Genomic DNA, 17,632 nt, shown 5'->3' on the forward strand with positions numbered 1-17,632 from the left:
GTAGCAAGCCGACACCTGCAGGCGTAACGTGGCTCCCATGGCCGATATCCTCGACAAAATCACCCGCTACAAGCTGGAAGAGATCGCCCGCGCCAAGGCCTCGGCCCCGCTGCACGTCATCTCCGAACTTGCCCGCAGCGCCCCTCGCGTGCGCCCCTTCGCCGGCGCTATCGAGGCCAAGCACAAAGCAGGTCTCCCCGCGCTCATCGCCGAGGTCAAAAAGGCAAGCCCATCGAAAGGGCTGATCCGCGCCGACTTCGACCCGCCAGCGCTCGCCAAGGCCTATGAGGCAGGCGGCGCCGCATGCCTTTCCGTGCTGACCGACGCGCCATCGTTTCAGGGCGCGCCCGAATACCTGACAGCAGCGCGCGCCGCGACGTCACTGCCGGCCCTGCGCAAAGACTTCATGCTCGACACCTATCAGGTTGCAGAGGCCCGCGCCTGGGGCGCCGACTGCATCCTCATCATCCTCGCGCAAGTCGATGACGCCATCGCCCGCGATCTCGCCGCCGCCGCCAAGGACTGGGGCATGGATGCCATTGCCGAGGTGCACAACGAGGAGGAGCTGGAGCGCGCGCTCCCACTCGACTGCCGCCTCATCGGCATCAACAATCGCAACTTGAAGACATTCGAAACGACACTGGCGACGACCGAGATACTTGCCCCGCGCGTGCCCAAGGATCGCATCGTCGTCGGGGAGAGCGGCATCTTCACGCCGGCCGACATCGCCCGCCTCTCTCGCGTTGGCGTCGAAACGTTTCTCGTCGGCGAAAGCCTGATGCGTCAGGCCGACGTCACCGCCGCGACACGCACCCTGCTCGCACGTGCCGAGGCCACGCAATGAGCAAGAAGCTCTCGCACATCGACGAGAAAGGCGAAGCGCGCATGGTCGACGTGTCGGACAAGTCCGTCACCGCCCGCACCGCTCTCGCCGAGGGCTTCGTCTCGATGCAGCCGGAGACACTGGCACTGCTGAAATCCGGCAATGCCCCGAAAGGCGACGTACTCGGCACCGCACGCATCGCCGGCATCATGGCGGCCAAGCGCACGCACGAGCTGATCCCGCTCTGCCATCCCCTCAACCTCACCAAGGTCGCCGTCACGCTCGAGCCGCGCGACGAGCCCGCCGGCGTGCACGTCACCGCCGAGGTAAAGACCACCGGCCAGACCGGCGTCGAGATGGAAGCGCTGACGGCCGTCTCCGTTGCCTGCCTCACGCTCTACGACATGCTGAAGGCGGTAGACCGCGCCATGAGCTTCTATGGCATCCGCCTGATGCAGAAGTCCGGTGGGCGCTCGGGTAACTGGAGCGCCGATCCCTCCAGCGCACCCACCAGAAAAGGCGCCTGATAATGTCATTGCTTCCCATCGACGAGGCGCACCAGCGCATTCTCGATGGCATCGCCCCAGTCGAATCCGAGAGCGTCGATCTGCTGACCGCGATAGACCGCGTTCTCGCAGCGCCAGTCACTGCCCGGCTGACCCAACCCCCGTTCAATGCCTCCGCCATGGACGGCTACGGCGTTCGCGCCACCGATGTGGCGACCGCGCCCACCACCTTGCGGGTCATCGGCGAGGCCAATGCCGGCGGACCTTTCGCTGGTGAAGTCGCCGCTGGCGAAGCCGTGCGCATCTTCACCGGAGCAAGCTTGCCGCGTGGCGCCGATACGGTCGTCATCCAGGAGAACACCACACGCAACGGCGATAAAGTCACCATCACCGAAGCGGCGATGCCCGGTGCCAACATGCGCCTGGCCGGCGGCGACTTCCGCAATGGCGACCTGCTGCTGCCGGAAGGCCGTTTGCTCGATGCTTCCGCGATAACGCTTGCTGCAGCCGGCGGTCACGACGCTATGCTCGTCCGCCGCCGCCCGCGCGTCGCCATCCTCGCCACCGGCGACGAACTCGTCGAGCCCGGCGGCACGCTGGCTCCCGGCCAGATCATCTCCTCCAACCCTTACGGCCTCGCGGCCATGGTCAAACACTTCGGCGGCGAGCCGCGGCTGCTCGGCATCGCCCGCGACAGCATCGAGGATCTGCGCGCGAAATTGGACGAGGCCGGTGATGCCGACGTCCTGATCACCATTGGCGGTGCCTCCGTCGGCGACCGCGATCTGGTGAAACCGGCGCTCGAAGCCCACGGCATGACGCTCGACTTCTGGCGCGTCGCGATCCGGCCAGGAAAGCCGATGCTCTTCGGCCGCCGCGGTCCCATGCGAATCCTAGGCTTGCCCGGTAACCCGCTGTCGTGCCTGATCGCAGCCCGCATCTTCCTGGTGCCGCTGCTCTTCAAGCTGCTCGGCCGCACCGACGACCCCTCGCAGCTCCGCGCTGCCGTGCTCACCCATGACGTTGCGGGGAACACAGGCCGCCAGCACTACATGCGCGCGACGCTCACCGACAGCCCGGCCGGTCTTCCCCGCGTCACCGCGCTGAAGGTTCAGGACAGCGCTCATATGTCGGCGCTTGTCGCCGCCAACGCTCTCATCGTGCGCGCGCCCCAAGCCGCTCCCGCGACTGCCGGCGACGTGGTCTCTGTTCTCCCCATCGACTTTTAGTTCTGGAAATACAGCACCCCTTGCGGAACGCTTAAAGAACGGTTAGTGTACGTTCACGCTTTGTCCAGACAACTGTCGCAACAACTGTTGCGGCAACCCGCAAGGCGAGGATCAACGGCCGCCGGGAGGCGCAATGCTCACTGAAAAACAGAAAGAGCTTTTGCTCTTCATCCATGCGCGCATGCAGGAGAAGGGCGTGCCGCCATCCTTCGACGAAATGAAGGATGCCCTCGACCTCAAATCGAAATCTGGCATCCACCGCCTCATCACCGCGCTGGTCGAGCGCGGTTTCATCCGCCGCCTCCCCCACCGCGCCAGAGCCATCGAGGTCATCCGCCTCCCCGAAAATCAGGCCCCACCCACGGCAGCGCCCAAACGCACTGGTGGCTTCCAGCCCAGCGTCATCGAAGGCAGCCGCACCAATCGCGATCTCACCCCGCCCCCCTCGACCGTCATCGACAGCCGCACGGTGTCCGTGCCCGTCATGGGCCGCATCGCCGCCGGCACGCCGATCAGCGCCATTCAGAACCACAGCCACGACATCGCCTGCCCGCCCGACCTGCTCACCAATGGCGAGCACTTCGCCCTGGAGGTAAAGGGTGACTCGATGATCGAAGCTGGCATTCACGACGGCGACATCGTCATCATCCGCCGCTGCGACACCGCCGAGAACGGTGACATCGTCGTCGCCCTCGTGGAGCATGAGGAAGCGACCCTGAAGCGGCTGCGTAAGAAGGGCACCACCATCGCCCTCGAAGCCGCCAATCCGGAATTCAAGACCCGCATCTTCGGCCCCGATCAGGTTGATATCCAGGGCCGCCTTGTCGGCCTGATGCGCCGGTATTGATGCGCCGCGGCTGTCAGCCGGCAGCTGCGCGCGACTAGTCGAGCGCAGCCGAGCGGGTGGCGTCCTCGGCCGTGTCTTGCCGTCGAGGACGCGGCATGGACCACGGTCGAACGCCGCGTCGCGCCGCAACCGTCTCGACGCGCACGTGCCCGTCGCTCTCAATGTAAAGCGCGTGCGGCCCTTCCCGCCGCACCGCAAAGAAATCGACGACCACTTTGGGGGCCGAGCATCCCTTCGGGCTGACGATCGGCGCAATGAGGATCGCCGCGCGCCGGCAATCCTCGGCGAACGCCGCCGGATGCCGGGAGACCGCCAGCGCCATCCCCTTCACCTTGGCGCTGCAGCCAATCCCGTCGCACGCAAAGCCGGAACTCTTCGCAGCCGCTTCGAGTGTACGCCCCGTCCCGTCGTACTCGAGCCAGCGCTCCAATTCGTACGATGACCGGCCCGCACCGACCGCCGACAGTTCACCGCCGTTGACGCGCGCGGCGACCAGCTCACCATCCCGCCCGATCAGCACGTCCGGCACCGGCAATGTCGGCGCCAGCGCGATTCCCGCAGCGATCGCCCCCAGCCCCGCAACGCGCCATCGCGTCTGCCACAGCAGCAGCCACAGCCCGCCCAGCACCATCAAAAGGAACGCCGTCACCGGCATCGCCGGCACCGAAATCACCGCACCGGGAAGCTCCGCGACGCGTTCGGCGCCCCACACCATCGCATCGATGCCCCAGCCCATGATCCACAAAGGCAGCGCCTCGAGACCGAGCGGCATCACCATGAGGCTCACCAGCGCCGCCGGCATCACGACCAGATTGCACACCGGCACCGCGATCAGGTTGGCGAGCAGCGCATACTGCTGGCTCTTGTGAAAATGGTACGCCGTGAACGGCGCCACCGCCGCGCTCGCGACCAGCGTCGACAGCACGATGCCGCCGATGAACATCCCCGCGCGCACCCAGCGCCGCTCCATCAACGCCCGCCATCTCTCGCTCTCGCGCAGCGCCTCGTAGGCGCAGATCAATCCCAGCACGGCCGCGAACGACATCTGAAACCCGACGTCGAACAAGCTCTCTGGAAACGCGACGAGAATGAGCGTTGCCGCCAGTACCACGTTGCGCACCGCCAGCGCCGGTCTATCCAGCAGCACCGCCAGGAACATGATGGAAATCATGATCGCCGAGCGCACCGTCGCGAACGCCCCGCCCGAAATCATCAGATACCCGAATGCCGCTGCCATCGCCGTCGCCGCGGCCCACTTCTTGATCGGATAGCGCAGCGCAATGCGCGGAAACGCCGCCAGCATCAGGCGCACGATAAAAAACACCGACCCGGCCATGATCACCATGTGAAAGCCGGAGATCGACAGAATGTGCAGGATGCCCGAATCCCGGAACGCGTCATTCGTCTCCTCCGAGATACCGCCGCGCTCGCCCGTGATCAGTGCCGTCGCGATCTCACCGCGCTCGCCCGGCAGCGCCGCCGTAATGCGCGCGCCGATCATCTGCCGCAAGCGCTCGACGTGCGCCCAGGCTCTGAGATCGAGCGGCGCTGCATCTGCGCCCACCATCGCCTCGACCACCGGCGTCGAAAGCGAGTACCCGACCGCCCCCAGCCGCGCGAACCACGCCTGCCGCCCGAAATCGAAATCGCCCGGCATCGCCGGACCTGACGGCGGCATCAGCGTCGCGCGCGCGCGCACCACCTGTCCCGGCCGCAATCCTTCGGGCACGCGGGGGACCGAGATGCGCACCCGCACCGGCCGCGCATCGGCGCCTAGATCGCCGACGCTGATCGTGCGCAGCGTCAGCCGCTTGCCACGCGTCACGCGCGGCTCGATCAGCTCGACCCAGCCCCGCACCTCGATGTTGTTGTGCTGACGCGCCAGCACTGGGGCCGCCACCGTCCAGACGCGCACTTTCGCCAGCGCGAACCCGAAACTCGATGCCAGCAGCGCCGAGACGATGATCCGCTCGACCGTTCCCCGTCCGCTGCGCGCCGCCCACACGGCCAGGACGACCGCAAGCGGCGCCAGCGCGAGCAGCAGGGAAGGCTCGGAGGACAGCGAAAAATATGCCCCGATCCCGCAGCCGATCAGCACCGGCCCCCAAGCGAACCAGCGCTCCTGTTCGGCCTCCAGCTGGCTCGACAGCCCCCATAGCCCCCGGCCCGCAGATCCCTCGTCACCCGACGCCGACACCAGCCGCCCCTTACCCCACTTGCCGAGGCATGCTACATGGCCCGGAGGCTTCCCGCATCCGAACGTCAATCGATAAAATCATGAACAATCCGACACGCAGCGCTCCAGCGCCGATCGTGCGCTTTGCCCCTTCGCCCACCGGCTATCTCCACATCGGTGGCGCCCGCACGGCCCTCTTCAATTGGCTCTACGCCCGCGGCCGCGGCGGCAAGATGCTGCTGCGCATCGAGGACACCGATCGCGAGCGCAACAATCCCGCCGCCGTCGCCGCTATTCTCGATGGCCTGAAGTGGCTGGAGCTCGATTGGGATGGCGATGCCGTTTCCCAGTACGGCCGCGCCCAGCGCCATCGTCAGGTCGCCGAGGAGCTGCTCGCCAACGGGCACGCCTACCGCTGCTGGCTGACACCAGCCGAGCTCGACAAGATGCGCGAGGAAGCCCAGGCCGAGAAGCGCCCTCTCACGATCCGCTCGCCCTGGCGCGACCGCGACCCAGCCGAGGCACCCGCAGGCGTGCCCTACGTCATCCGTCTCAAGGCACCGCGCGATGGCGAGACCGTCGTCGATGATCTGGTGCAGGGCCGCGTCGTGTTCCAGAACAAAGAGCTGGACGACCTCATCATCCTGCGCTCCGACGGCAACCCGACCTACAATCTCGCCGTCGTCGTCGACGATCACGACATGAAGATCACCGACGTGATCCGCGGCGTCGATCACCTCACCAACGCCGCGCGCCAGACCCAAATCTACGTTGCCATGGGTTGGGTGGTGCCGAGATTCGCCCACGTTCCGCTGATCCACGGGCCCGACGGCGCCAAGCTGTCGAAGCGTCACGGCGCACTCGGCATCGAGGCCTATCGCGAGATGGGCTATCTGCCGGCTGCCCTGCGCAACTATCTCGTGCGCCTCGGCTGGAGCCACGGCAACGACGAGATCATGTCGACCTCCCAGATGCTCGACTGGTTCGACGTCACCGACATCAATCGCTCGGCCGCGCGCTTCGATTTCGCCAAGCTCGAGGACCTCAACGGCCACTACATCCGCTCAACTGACGATCAGGAGCTGCTGCAGCGGGTGGAGGATATCCTTCCCTACCTGCCCAATGGCACGCAGATCACCGAGCGGCTCGACGCCAACATGCGCGCCAAGCTGTTGATTGCGATGCCCGGCCTCAAGGAGCGCGCCAAGACTCTCATCGAGCTGATCAACGGCGCCGAATTCCTCTTCGCCGATCGCCCGCTGAAGTTCGACGAGAAAGCCGAAAAACTGCTCGACGCCGACGCCCGCCAGAAGCTCGCAGCGATTCTGCCCAAGCTCGAAGCCGCGAGCCGCTGGCAGGCTGCCGATCTCGAAGCCATCGTCCGCACGTTCGCGGAGGAGACGGGCGCCAAGCTCGGCAAGGTTGCCCAGCCCCTGCGTGCAGCCTTGACCGGCAAATCGGTTTCGCCGCCCGTTTTCGACGTCATGGCCGTGCTGGGACGCGACGAAGCCCTAAGCCGAATTCGCGACCAAGCTCAGGGTTAGTTGTCCCGGCAATGCCCCTGCCGGCCCGCTCGCAGCGTTGCGTAGGCGACGGGAATATCTGGCGAATTTGGCAAATCGCGTTGCGCGAGCGGTATTGCCCAGGCAGTCTATGGTGCGCTGCGAAAATGGTGTAGCATCGCTTCAAATCAAGCACCCGGCGTCTGAGCACCGCCGAGGTGTCCCATAATCAAAATGCTCGTAGGGGACGTTATTTGAGAAGCTCGGGAGATCTTCACCTGCTCGCACTCAATTCCCACCGCCGGGTATCACAGGATTCCGCGCCATGAACGTCCACGAAAAAGCGCCCAATGCCGAGACTGCCGCTGAGCTGACCCTCGAAGGGAAATCGTCCAAGATGCCCGTGCGTAGCGGCACCCTTGGCCCCGATGTGATCGATGTCGGCAAGCTCTACCGTGACACCGGTTGTTTCACCTACGATCCCGGCTTCACATCAACCGCAAACTGCATGTCGCGCATCACCTACATCGATGGTGACGCCGGCGTGCTGCTCTATCGCGGCTATCCGATCGACCAGCTCGCCGAGCAGTCGAACTTTCTCGAGGTCTGCTACCTGCTCCTGCACGGCGATCTGCCGACCAAGGAACAGTTTGGCAGCTTCCGCACCACCATCACGCGTCACACCATGCTGCACGAGCAGATGACGCGCTTCTTCACCGGCTTCCGCCGTGACGCCCATCCGATGGCCGTCATGGTCGGCACGGTCGGCGCGCTGTCGGCGTTCTATCACGACTCAACCGACATCAACGATCCCACGCAGCGGGCCGTCGCTTCCTATCGCATGATTGCGAAGATGCCGACGATCGCTTCGATGGCATACAAATATTCAATCGGCCAGCCGTTCATCTATCCGCGCAACGATCTCGACTTCACCACCAACTTCCTGCAGATGTGCTTCGCCATTCCGTGCGAGCCGTTTGTCGCGAACCCGGTGCTGACGCGCGCACTCGATCGCATTTTCATCCTGCACGCCGACCACGAGCAGAACGCTTCCACCTCGACGGTGCGCCTTGCGGGCTCGTCGGGCGCCAATCCGTTCGCCTGCATCGCCGCCGGCATTGCCTGCCTCTGGGGCCCCGCACACGGCGGCGCCAACGAAGCGGCCCTCAACATGCTGCAGGAGATCGGCACCGTCGACCGCATCCCCGAGTTCATCAAGAAGGCGAAGGACAAGAACTCCGGCTTCCGCCTGATGGGCTTCGGTCACCGCGTCTACAAGAACTACGACCCGCGCGCCAAGGTCATGCAGAAGACCTGCCACGAGGTGCTCGACGCGCTCGGCATCCACGATGATCCGCTGCTGAAGGTTGCGATGGAGCTGGAGCGTATTGCTCTGCAGGATGAGTACTTCATCGAGAAGAAGCTCTATCCCAACATCGACTTCTACTCCGGCATCACGCTGCGCGCGCTCGGCTTCCCCGTGTCGATGTTCACGGTGCTGTTCGCCATCGCCCGCACCGTCGGCTGGATCGCGCAGTGGAAAGAGATGATCGAGGATCCCGAGCAGCGCATCGGCCGCCCGCGCCAGCTTTACATGGGCTCCGCCGAACGCAACTTCATCCCGATGGATCAGCGCTGAGACGGCGCAACCCGGCGAAGTTCGACGACACGATCAAAACGGCCGGTGGCTCAGCGCCCCGGCCGTAATCCGTTGACAGCATAGCCCAGCACGATGTCCGCCGCTTCCGCGCTCGGCGAGGAGCCCTCGATCAGCATCTTGTGTGGGATTCGCGCAAGCGCCGTGACCTGCGCCTCCCGCTCCGGCGTCTCGCGCAGCAACAGTTCCAGCGCATCCGCAAGCTTTACCGGCGTGCAGTCTTCCTGCAGCAATTCCGGAAAGGCGTTCTCGCCCAGCACGAGATTGGCAAGCACGACGGATTGCACGTTGAGCAGAAACCGCAGCCGCGCCGCGATCCCATCGACCCTGTAGGCAACCACCATCGGCGTGCCCGCCAGCGCCAGCTCCAAGGTTACCGTGCCCGACGCCGCCAGCGCCGCGTGCGCCAGACGGAACGCGGCGAACTTGTCTTCCTCGCCTTCCACCAGATGCGGCGTCACCGTCCATGACTGCATGTACCGTTCGACGAGCGGGCGCACATGCGGCACCACGGGAATGATCACCTGCGGACGCACCCTGCGCTGCTGCAACAGCTCTAGCGCCTCGCCGAACGGCTGCATCAGCCGCGTCACCTCGGACGTACGGCTGCCCGGCAGCACCACCAGCGTCAGTCGGCCTGGATCGAGTTGCAGACGCTCCGCCAGCCCGGCCGCGTCCACCCCGTGCATCCAATCCACCTTCTCGATCAGTGGATGCCCCACGTACGTGCACGGCGGCCCGCCAAGCCGCTGATGCGCCGCCGGCTCGAACGGCAGCAGCCCCATCACATGATCGACGTAAGGACGCATCCGGCGCGCCCGCCCTGGCCGCCATGCCCACACGCTCGGCGAGACATAATCGATGATCGGGATCGACGGCGCCTTCTTGCGTATGCGCTTGGCGATCGGATGCGTGAACTCGGGCGCATCGATGATCACGACGGCATCGGGCTCCGCCGCCACCGCCGCATCGACCGTCCGATGCACGCGCGAGATGATGCGCGGCAACCGCGGCAGGATCGACAACGGCCCCATCACCGCGACATCGGACAAGGGAAACTGCGAAGCGAGTCCCGCCGCTTCCATCTGCTCGCCGCCGACGCCCAGATAATGGATGCGCCCCTTGCAGCGCGCATTCAGCGCATGCATCAGCTTGCCCCCGAGCGCATCGCCCGAGTGCTCGCCCGCGACGAGAAAAATGCGCAAGTCATCGCGCCCGCCCGTGGGGCCGCCTTTTCCTGACGTCGAGGCACGCGCCGCAGCGGCGCGATCCGTAAGGCTCATGACGCACTATCCTGCCGCGGCGCGGCGATGAGAAACAGTTTGTGGCGCTCGGCCGTCTCGATACCATGCGCCAGATCGATCATCGAGCAGCCGGCAACGGCAACGCCAGCCATATGCGCCGCCGCCGCCGCCGTCAGCACCGAAACGATATCGGCGGCAACCACGCTGCTGACCACGACCATAGCCGAGCGTTTGCTCCACCGCCGTCGTCCCCACTGCCTCAGATTGCCCGCACGCGCGATGAGTGCAGCAACGCCTTCGTCACTCTCGATCGCCAGAACATGCCCGCGATCTATGACAGTGCCACCGCTGTGGCAGAGCGGCGCCAGCGCATCCAGCAGCTCGGCGCCGCGCACCGCGTCCGCAAGCTGCGCCGCTGTCGGTCGAACAATCCCCACCGTCGAAAAATGCCAGCGCGAGGACCTCGCCGAACGCGGCGCAACATCGCCAGCTCGGCTGTCGGCCGCCCCAACGACGAACATTCCTTCGGCATCCGCGCTGCGAATGAGTTCCGCACGCTCCAGCGACAGCGCGCCGCCCGCGAGCACCGCAATCCCCGAAAGCCCTGCAGCTGCTGCAGCCGAAACGCTGCGCGGCCCAATCGCCGGCATGTCGACGCGCATCTCCTGGCCCGGCTTCGGTCGCTTGACGAGCACCCCCGTGCGCAGACAGACATCGCGTCCCGCCGATATTCGCTGCAGACCGAGCCGCGCCAACATCGCATCGGTGTTCTCGGCGCCCTCGATGGCTTCGACGCGCCCGTCGGCCACCACCACGGCCTGCCCCACATCGAACGGCCCTAGTGCGCGCACCAGCGCAAAGCCCAGATCGATGTCGCGCTGATCACTGGCGCTCGCCGCGTACGCACCGAGCGGCCCCTCGCCCACCACCAGCGAAGGCGCCACCTGCGCCGGCGACACCACCTTGAAGCCCTTGCCTTCGAAAAACCGCACCACGCGCGTCAGCACGCTGTCGTCACCGCCCGAAGTCACGATGCGCAAGATCGCCGGCAGATTGAGGAAGAAACCAAGGTCCGGGCGGATTCGCGTCAAGTCGGGCCGACGCACCGCGCCCGCGATCACCACCTCGGTGGTACCGGCGTTGCGCAGCGCGCTCAGCAGCGCACCGAACTGCGCCCATCCGACGCGCGTAACTGGAATGCCGGCCAACTCGCGGTCGAACTCGCCGTCGATGGCAACGACGTGCACCGCCGCCCCGCTCGCTCTCACGTGCTCCGCAACCTCGCGCGGCAGACTGCCTCCGCCCGCTACGATGCCGACCACGCGCGGCGGCCTTGCCATGATCTAGGCCTCGGTCGCTTCTTTCGGCGTGCACAAGGAGCGCTTTCCGCCGACGCGGATGAACGCGATGATCTCCTGCACGATTGGGTGATCGGCGAACTCCTGCGCCACGTCCGCGGTGCGCTCCGCCAAAGTCCCCTCGGCAGCAAACAGCGCGCGATAGGCCCGCCGCAGGTCATGGATGTCATCGCGCGAGAACCCGCGCCGCTGCAGCCCCACGATGTTGAGCCCGGAAAGATGCGCGCGGTTGCCCAGCGCCATGCCGTAGGGGATGAGATCGTTCTCGAGCCCCGACATGCCGCCGAGAAACGAGTGCGCCCCGACGCGCGCAAACTGGATCACCGCCGCGCCCCCGCCGATGATGGCGAAGTCGCCCACGGCGCAATGCCCAGCCAGCATCACGTTGTTGGAGAACACGACGTTGTTGCCGACGTGGCAATCATGCCCGACATGCGAATTGGCAAGGAACGCGCAGCGGTCGCCCACCGTCGTGGTCATGCCGCCGCCTTCGGTGCCGGGGTTCATCGTCACCCCTTCGCGGATCAGGCAGTCGGCGCCAATCGATAGCGTCGAAGCTTCGCCGTGAAACTTGAGGTCCTGCGGCTGATGCCCGATCGAAGCGAACGGAAAGATCTTCGTGCGCTCACCGATCGTCGTGCGGCCGGCAACGACCACATGGCTCATCAGCTCGACTCCGTCGCAGAGCGTGACGTCCGCCCCGACGACGCAATAGGGCCCGATCTTGACGCCGTCGCCGATTTTGGCGCCGGCCTCGATCACAGCAGTGGGATGGGCAGTCATCTCACCCATTTTTCGTCGATGCGCTGGCTGCGAAGGCGCGGGCCTCTGCGGTGTCGGCGAGCATGGCGCTCACTTCCGCCTCGGCCACCGTCTTGCCGTCGACTTTCGCATCGCCGAAGAAGCGCCACACGCGCCCGCGGTTGCGGATCTTGCGCACGTGATAGTGGATCTGATCGCCCGGCAGCACCGGCTTGCGGAACTTCGCGCGGTCGATGCTCATGAAGTAGACGAGTTCGGCCACATAATCCTCGCCCAGGCTGTGCACGCACAGAGCACCCGCCGTCTGCGCCAGACCCTCGATGATCAGCACGCCCGGCATCACCGGGTACTGCGGGAAGTGACCCTGAAAGAACGGCTCGTTGATGGTCACGTTCTTGACGCCGACGCAGCTCCTGTCGCCATCCATGTCGTAGATGCGGTCGAGCATCAGGAACGGATAGCGGTGCGGCAGCAGGCTTAGCACCCGCGCGATATCCGCGGTCGCAAGCGCCGTCGTTGCTTTGGCTTCGCCCATATCGTTCATATCTTCGACCCTCTAACCCTTCGGCGCCGTGCGCGCCGGACACATACCCGCTTTTAAGCTTCGTCGGCACCGTCCTTCTCGCCGCGCTTTACCGCGCGGGCAAGAAAGGCGATTTCGCGCCCCCACTGCGTGAGGGACCTTGCCGGCGTTCCGCCGACCCGGGCGCGCGCCGGCACGTCCTTGGACGGATGACTCCCACCAGCGATCTGCGCACCAGCGCCGATCTTGATGTGACCCACCGCTCCGGACTGGCCGCCCATGACGACGAAATCGCCCAGCTCCGTGGAGCCGGAGATACCAACTTGGGCGACGATCACGCAATGCCGCCCGATGACGACGTTGTGCCCGATCTGCACCAAATTATCAATTTTGCTGCCTTCGCCGATGATGGTGTCCTTAAGAGCCCCCCGGTCGATCGTCGAATTGGCGCCAATCTCCGCGTCGTCCTGGATCACCACCCTCCCGATTTGTGGCACTTTGAAATGCCCGCTGGGGCCCATGGCAAAGCCGAAGCCATCCTGACCGATCCGCGCGCCCGTATGGATAATGACCCGGTCACCAACGAGTGTATGCACCACCGTTGCCAGCGAGCCGACGTAGCTGTCCCGCCCGATAGAAACCCGATAACCGATCACCGCTCCAGCGCAGATGCGCGTCCCCCGGCCGATCCGGGCTTCGGGACCAACCACCGCGCCTGCCTCGACGATAACCCCTTCTTCGAGTTCGGCGGTTGGATCGACCCCGTGTCCCGCCCCCAACGCCCCCTGCGAGAAGCGTGAATCCGGATAGAACAACGTCAGCGCCCGCGCAAAGCCGCGGTAGGGATCTGCCGTCACAAGCCGGGCCGCTGTATCTGGCACGCGCGACTCGAACGTCGCCGTCACCAGGCACGCCCCCGCCTGCGTCGCCTTCAACTGATCGGCATACTTCCGGTTATTGAAGAATGAGATGTCGCGCGCCCCAGCGTCCGTGAGCGTGCGCACGTCTTCGATCTGGATGTCAGGATCGGCGCCCCGGGCGAGTTCCGCCGCTGTCGCCTTGGCAATTTCCGCCAGCGAGAACGGCCCAACCCGATTGAAGAATCCGGGATGTTCCATGCCATACGCCGCCTTCGCGGCGCCTCCTCCAATATGTGACGTTTCTCCTGCGCGGAGCCGCTGCTCCGCGCTACGCCACCGGAGGCCTTCTTACCCCGAACGGGCGACGATTAGAACTTCGTCGCCGCACCGAAGCGGAAGAACTGCTCGTCGTCGTAAGTCTGTTTGGCCAATGTCTTCGCAAAGTCCATGCGGATCGGACCAACCGGCGAGGCCCACATGATCGAGGCACCGACCGACGCCCGGATCGCCGAGCTGTCGGCAAGACAGACTTCGTCGTTCGTGCCGTTGCAGCCCAGTGTAGCGCTACCCGTATTCGTGCCCCACAGCGAACCGGCATCTGCGAACACGGCACCCGAGATACCAAGATCATCCGGAATGAAGGGGATGGGGAAGCGGACTTCCGCGGTGGTCGCCCAGTAGTACTGGCCGCCAAGAGCATCGCCCGTGTTCAGGTCGCGCGGACCGTAACCGGCACGATCGAAACCGCGAACCGTCTCACCGCCCTTGAAGAACAGGTCGATCAGACGGACATCCTCGCCACCCCAGCCCTGGATGGAGCCACCGATGGCACGAGCGACGAACGTGATGTTGTCGGTAATCGGATAGTAGCCACGCGCTTCAGCCGCGAAGCTCACGTATTGAACGTCGCCACCGAGACCGGCGAAGTCACCGCCAACCTGGAACCACAGGCCCTTGGTCGGATTACGCGGATCGTTACGCAGATCGTAGGTGATCGTCGAGCCGACCAGCGAGGTATACGAGGTGCCCTCGGCCTCCTTGATCGCAAGCGATGCATCATCGTCCACGTTGAAGATCGAGTCGCGCGAAGCCGTGTAGTTCGTCTGCATCCATAGCTTCTCGGACAGCGGGAAGCCTAGACGCACCGTACCACCCGTACGCCGGCTCTCGAAGCCCGAGGAACTCGTCTGGTCGACTTCCTTATGGAAGAGGTCGAAGCCAGCCGCCATGTTGCGGTCGAGGAAGCGCGGCTCGGTGAAGCTCAGGTTGACCTGCAGGCGCTCGAGCGAGCCCGACACACCGAGGCGCAGGAACTGGCCGTTGCCCATCAGGTTGCGCTCGGTGATCGACACGTCACCGATCACACCTTCAGATGTCGAGTAACCGGCACCGAACGAAAGCTCACCCGTCGACTGCTCGACAACCTCGACGTCCAGGATCACGCGATCCTGGTTGCTGCCGGGACGGCGCTTCACGTCGACGTTCTTGAACAGACCAAGGTTGGTCAGCCGCTTCTTCGCCTGGTCGACCATGAGCGGGTTGTAAGCGTCGCCCTCGGCCACCTTGAACTCACGCCGCAGCACGTAATCCTTGGTGCGCGTGTTGCCGGCGATATTGATGCGCTCGATGTAGACGCGCGGGCCTTCCTCGATCACGTAGTTGAGCGAGATCCGGCGCGCTACCGGGTCGGGCGTTGCTTGCGGACGCACGCGGGCGAACGCAAAGCCGTCCTGGGACACCGCGGCCGTCACGGCCTCCACCGACTTGTCGATCAGGCCGGCATTGTAGGTGTCGCCGCTTTCGGTCAGCACCTTGCCCTTGAACTTTGCGCCATCGATCGCCGAAACCGTGCTCTCGATGTTGATGTCGCCGAAAGCGTACTGTTCGCCTTCCTCGATCGAGTAGGTGAGGAAGAAGCCCGATCCGTCGCGGTCGAGCTCGGCATTGGCCGCCGTAACCTGCACGTCGGCATAGCCGTTCTTCAGGTAGTACTGACGGATGAGCTCACGATCGAGGCTCATGCGATCGGGATCGTAGATCGCCGTGCCCTTGAGGAAGTCGAACCAGCCCTTTTCCGTCGTCGAGATGACGTCGCGAAGCTGAGTGTCGGAAAACGCCTTGTTGCCGACGAAGTGAATGCCCTTCACCTTCGTCGCGCTGCCTTCGGCGATTTCGAACACCAGGTTCACGCGATCCTGCTCGAGCTCGATGATCTTCGGCTCGACGGTCGCGGCATAGCGGCCCTGGCGGCGATAGACGTCGAGGATGCGCTGCACGTCCTGCTGGACACGAGCACGCGTGAAGACCGAGCGCGGCTTCATCTGCACTTCGTTGCGCAGAGTGTCCGTGTCGACTTCGCTGTTACCCTCGAAGGCCACCTGGTTGATGACGGGGTTCTCGACGACGGTGACGATAATGTCCGCGCCCGAGCGATCGATGCGCACGTCGGAGAACAGGCCCGTTGCGAACAGCGCCTTGATCGACCCGTCAACCTTGGCGGGATCGTAAGCGCTGCCGACTGAGAATTGCAGATACGAGCGAACCGTCTCCGGCTCGACACGTTTGTTGCCCGACACCCCAATGGCGCGAATAGGCGCGCTTTGGGCAAGGGCAGGGACAGAGGACAGCGCGCCACCGACGCAGGTGATCCCCGAGGAGACAATCGCCAGAATGAACGCAAGGCGACAGACTCTCACCGTAATGGCTCGAACCAGAGGCATTCGTGGACATGCCCTCATTATTGCCGAACTCCCCCTCGGTTTACGGACCCCGTCGGCTTCGGAGCACCGGACCGCATGACTAACACGCGCGCATCGGAAACTGACCCTAAGGTCTGATTCTTCTTGTGAGCGCACTCCCCTGTGTAAATTCCTTCTTAACGATTCAGAAGGGGTCGCGGAAGTGGCAAGATTACGTCACTGAACGCCATTTCAACCTGCACCGGTCCATCCGCGCCACACCCGCAATAAATCGTTCAAATTCACATAGACCATGAGCATCAGGACCAGCGCGACACCGATCTGAAAACCGATCTCCTGCATGCGTCTGCTGAGCGGTCGGCGCATCACGCCTTCGATGGCGTAATAAACAAGATGTCCACCGTCTAGCACCGGTATCGGCAGCAAATTCAGGAAGCCGATGTTCGCCGAGATGAAGGCGACCCAGCGCAGCAGCGGCTCCAGTCCACCCTCGGCCACCTTCGCGGTGACCTGAGCCATCAGGATTGGACCACCCATCTGGTCGGCAGCCTGCCGCTGCGTCACAATGTCTGCAATGCCCTGAACAGTGTGCACGAGGTTGGTATAGGTCTCGCGCACCCCGAGCCTTAGCGCCTCGACAGCGCTGACAGGCTTGGCCTCGTTGTACCCCGAGATGCTCGAAGGCGTGACGCCGATCAGGCCGCGCTTGAAGGTGCCGCCGAAGCTATCGGGTTGCTCGCGCACCTCCGGAGTGACTGTCAGGTCGAGCTTTTCAGTCCCGCGCTCGACGCCGATCTTCAGTGGCTTGCCCCCACTGATCCCGACGATGCGCTGAACGTCCTCGAACCCTTCGACCGTCCAGCCGTCGATGCTCTTGATGACGTCGCCTGGCTTGATCCCCGCCATCGCCGCCGGCATGCCTTCCTTCACCTCGCCAACCACAGGCGCGATGGTCCGCACGCCGTAGGCCATGTTGACGCCGGCATAAACCATTATCGCCAATATGAAATTCGCCATTGGCCCGGCGGCGACCACGGCCGCGCGCTGCCACAGAGGTTTCGTCTGGAAGGCGCCCGAGCGCTCCGATACCGACAGCTTCTCCAGACGGTCGGCCGAAGGCTGGCTCGCCGCGTTCTCGTCATCGACGAATTTCACGTAGCCGCCGAGCGGGATCCAGGCGAAGCGCCAGCGCGTCCCCTTCCGGTCGTTGAACCCGAAAATCTCCCGGCCGAATCCGATCGAGAACGTGCTCACCGACACGCCGCACCAGCGCGCCACGATGAAGTGGCCGAACTCGTGCACGAAGACCACGATCGTCAGCACAATCAGGAACTGCACGATGGTGATCAGCACCCCGGACATCGAGGCAGCGGCATTAGCCAACGTGAGCATGGATCTCCTATCTCTTCTCGGCCCCGCGAAGACAGCGCCCCGAGGGGGTGGCAG

At 64.7% G+C, this 17,632-nt stretch carries 14 protein-coding genes; 6 read left to right on the forward strand and 8 right to left on the reverse strand.

All coding sequences use genetic code 11. The features are described 5' to 3' along the window. Positions 1 to 37 precede the first annotated feature (37 nt). The 4 genes from trpC to lexA all read left to right on the forward strand — a co-directional run bounded on the left by trpC (position 38) and on the right by lexA (position 3,405). The gene (trpC, locus tag ACP15D_RS03710; RefSeq protein WP_424956219.1) at positions 38 to 844 is read left to right on the forward strand and encodes an indole-3-glycerol phosphate synthase TrpC; all 807 of its coding nucleotides are present in this window, start codon (positions 38 to 40) and stop codon (positions 842 to 844) included. Further along, positions 841 to 1,350 (forward strand): cyclic pyranopterin monophosphate synthase MoaC, encoded by a 510-nt coding sequence (gene moaC / locus ACP15D_RS03715; RefSeq protein ID WP_424956220.1) that lies wholly within the window; start codon positions 841 to 843, stop codon positions 1,348 to 1,350. The genes trpC and moaC overlap by 4 nt, the downstream gene beginning before the upstream one ends. A gap of 2 nt (positions 1,351 to 1,352) precedes the next feature. Next, positions 1,353 to 2,558: a gephyrin-like molybdotransferase Glp gene (gene glp / locus ACP15D_RS03720; protein ID WP_424956221.1), complete on the forward strand. Its 1,206-nt coding sequence runs from the start codon at positions 1,353 to 1,355 to the stop codon at positions 2,556 to 2,558. 133 nt (positions 2,559 to 2,691) lie between these two features. Continuing rightward, positions 2,692 to 3,405 carry a transcriptional repressor LexA gene (gene lexA, locus ACP15D_RS03725; RefSeq protein ID WP_072373813.1) on the forward strand — a complete coding sequence of 238 codons (714 nt, stop codon included), beginning with the start codon at positions 2,692 to 2,694 and terminating at the stop codon, positions 3,403 to 3,405. 34 nt (positions 3,406 to 3,439) lie between these two features. On the opposite strand, the gene ACP15D_RS03730 is transcribed toward lexA, so the two are convergent. After that, positions 3,440 to 5,671 (reverse strand): ComEC/Rec2 family competence protein, encoded by a 2,232-nt coding sequence (locus tag ACP15D_RS03730; RefSeq protein WP_424956222.1) that lies wholly within the window; start codon positions 5,669 to 5,671, stop codon positions 3,440 to 3,442. Positions 5,672 to 5,682: 11 nt separating this feature from the next. On the opposite strand from ACP15D_RS03730, the gene gltX reads away from it, so the two are divergent. Next, complete coding sequence (gene gltX, locus ACP15D_RS03735) at positions 5,683 to 7,125, forward strand: glutamate--tRNA ligase (protein WP_424956223.1); 1,443 nt, start codon at positions 5,683 to 5,685, stop codon at positions 7,123 to 7,125. 283 nt (positions 7,126 to 7,408) lie between these two features. Next, positions 7,409 to 8,722, forward strand: coding sequence for a citrate synthase (gltA, locus tag ACP15D_RS03740; protein ID WP_424956224.1), 1,314 nt, complete (start codon positions 7,409 to 7,411; stop codon positions 8,720 to 8,722). Between the two features lie 50 nt (positions 8,723 to 8,772). Here gltA and lpxB read toward each other — a convergent pair whose 3' ends face one another. From lpxB to rseP, 7 genes are all read right to left on the reverse strand, one after another. After that, on the reverse strand, positions 8,773 to 10,023 hold the full coding sequence (gene lpxB, locus ACP15D_RS03745; protein ID WP_424956225.1) for a lipid-A-disaccharide synthase: 1,251 nt from the start codon (positions 10,021 to 10,023) through the stop codon (positions 8,773 to 8,775). Continuing rightward, entirely contained in the window at positions 10,020 to 11,324 is a 1,305-nt protein-coding gene (locus ACP15D_RS03750; protein WP_424956226.1) for an LpxI family protein, read from the reverse strand. Before ACP15D_RS03750 ends, lpxB begins: the two co-directional genes overlap by 4 nt. A gap of 3 nt (positions 11,325 to 11,327) precedes the next feature. Beyond that, positions 11,328 to 12,134: an acyl-ACP--UDP-N-acetylglucosamine O-acyltransferase gene (gene lpxA / locus ACP15D_RS03755; protein WP_424956227.1), complete on the reverse strand. Its 807-nt coding sequence runs from the start codon at positions 12,132 to 12,134 to the stop codon at positions 11,328 to 11,330. Then, positions 12,127 to 12,648, reverse strand: a complete 522-nt coding sequence (gene fabZ / locus ACP15D_RS03760; protein ID WP_072373833.1) for a 3-hydroxyacyl-ACP dehydratase FabZ — start codon at positions 12,646 to 12,648, stop codon at positions 12,127 to 12,129. Before fabZ ends, lpxA begins: the two co-directional genes overlap by 8 nt. A 53-nt stretch (positions 12,649 to 12,701) precedes the next feature. Continuing rightward, entirely contained in the window at positions 12,702 to 13,745 is a 1,044-nt protein-coding gene (gene lpxD, locus ACP15D_RS03765) for a UDP-3-O-(3-hydroxymyristoyl)glucosamine N-acyltransferase (RefSeq protein ID WP_424956228.1), read from the reverse strand. Between the two features lie 110 nt (positions 13,746 to 13,855). Next, a complete protein-coding gene (gene bamA, locus ACP15D_RS03770; protein ID WP_424956229.1) occupies positions 13,856 to 16,183 on the reverse strand; it encodes an outer membrane protein assembly factor BamA in 2,328 nt (775 codons plus the stop codon). Between the two features lie 234 nt (positions 16,184 to 16,417). Next, a complete protein-coding gene (gene rseP / locus ACP15D_RS03775; protein WP_424956230.1) occupies positions 16,418 to 17,578 on the reverse strand; it encodes an RIP metalloprotease RseP in 1,161 nt (386 codons plus the stop codon). Positions 17,579 to 17,632: the final 54 nt, after the last annotated feature.

Origin of the sequence: Hyphomicrobium sp. 1Nfss2.1, assembly GCF_965243865.1 — a bacterium.
Lineage (GTDB): Bacteria > Pseudomonadota > Alphaproteobacteria > Rhizobiales > Hyphomicrobiaceae > Hyphomicrobium_A.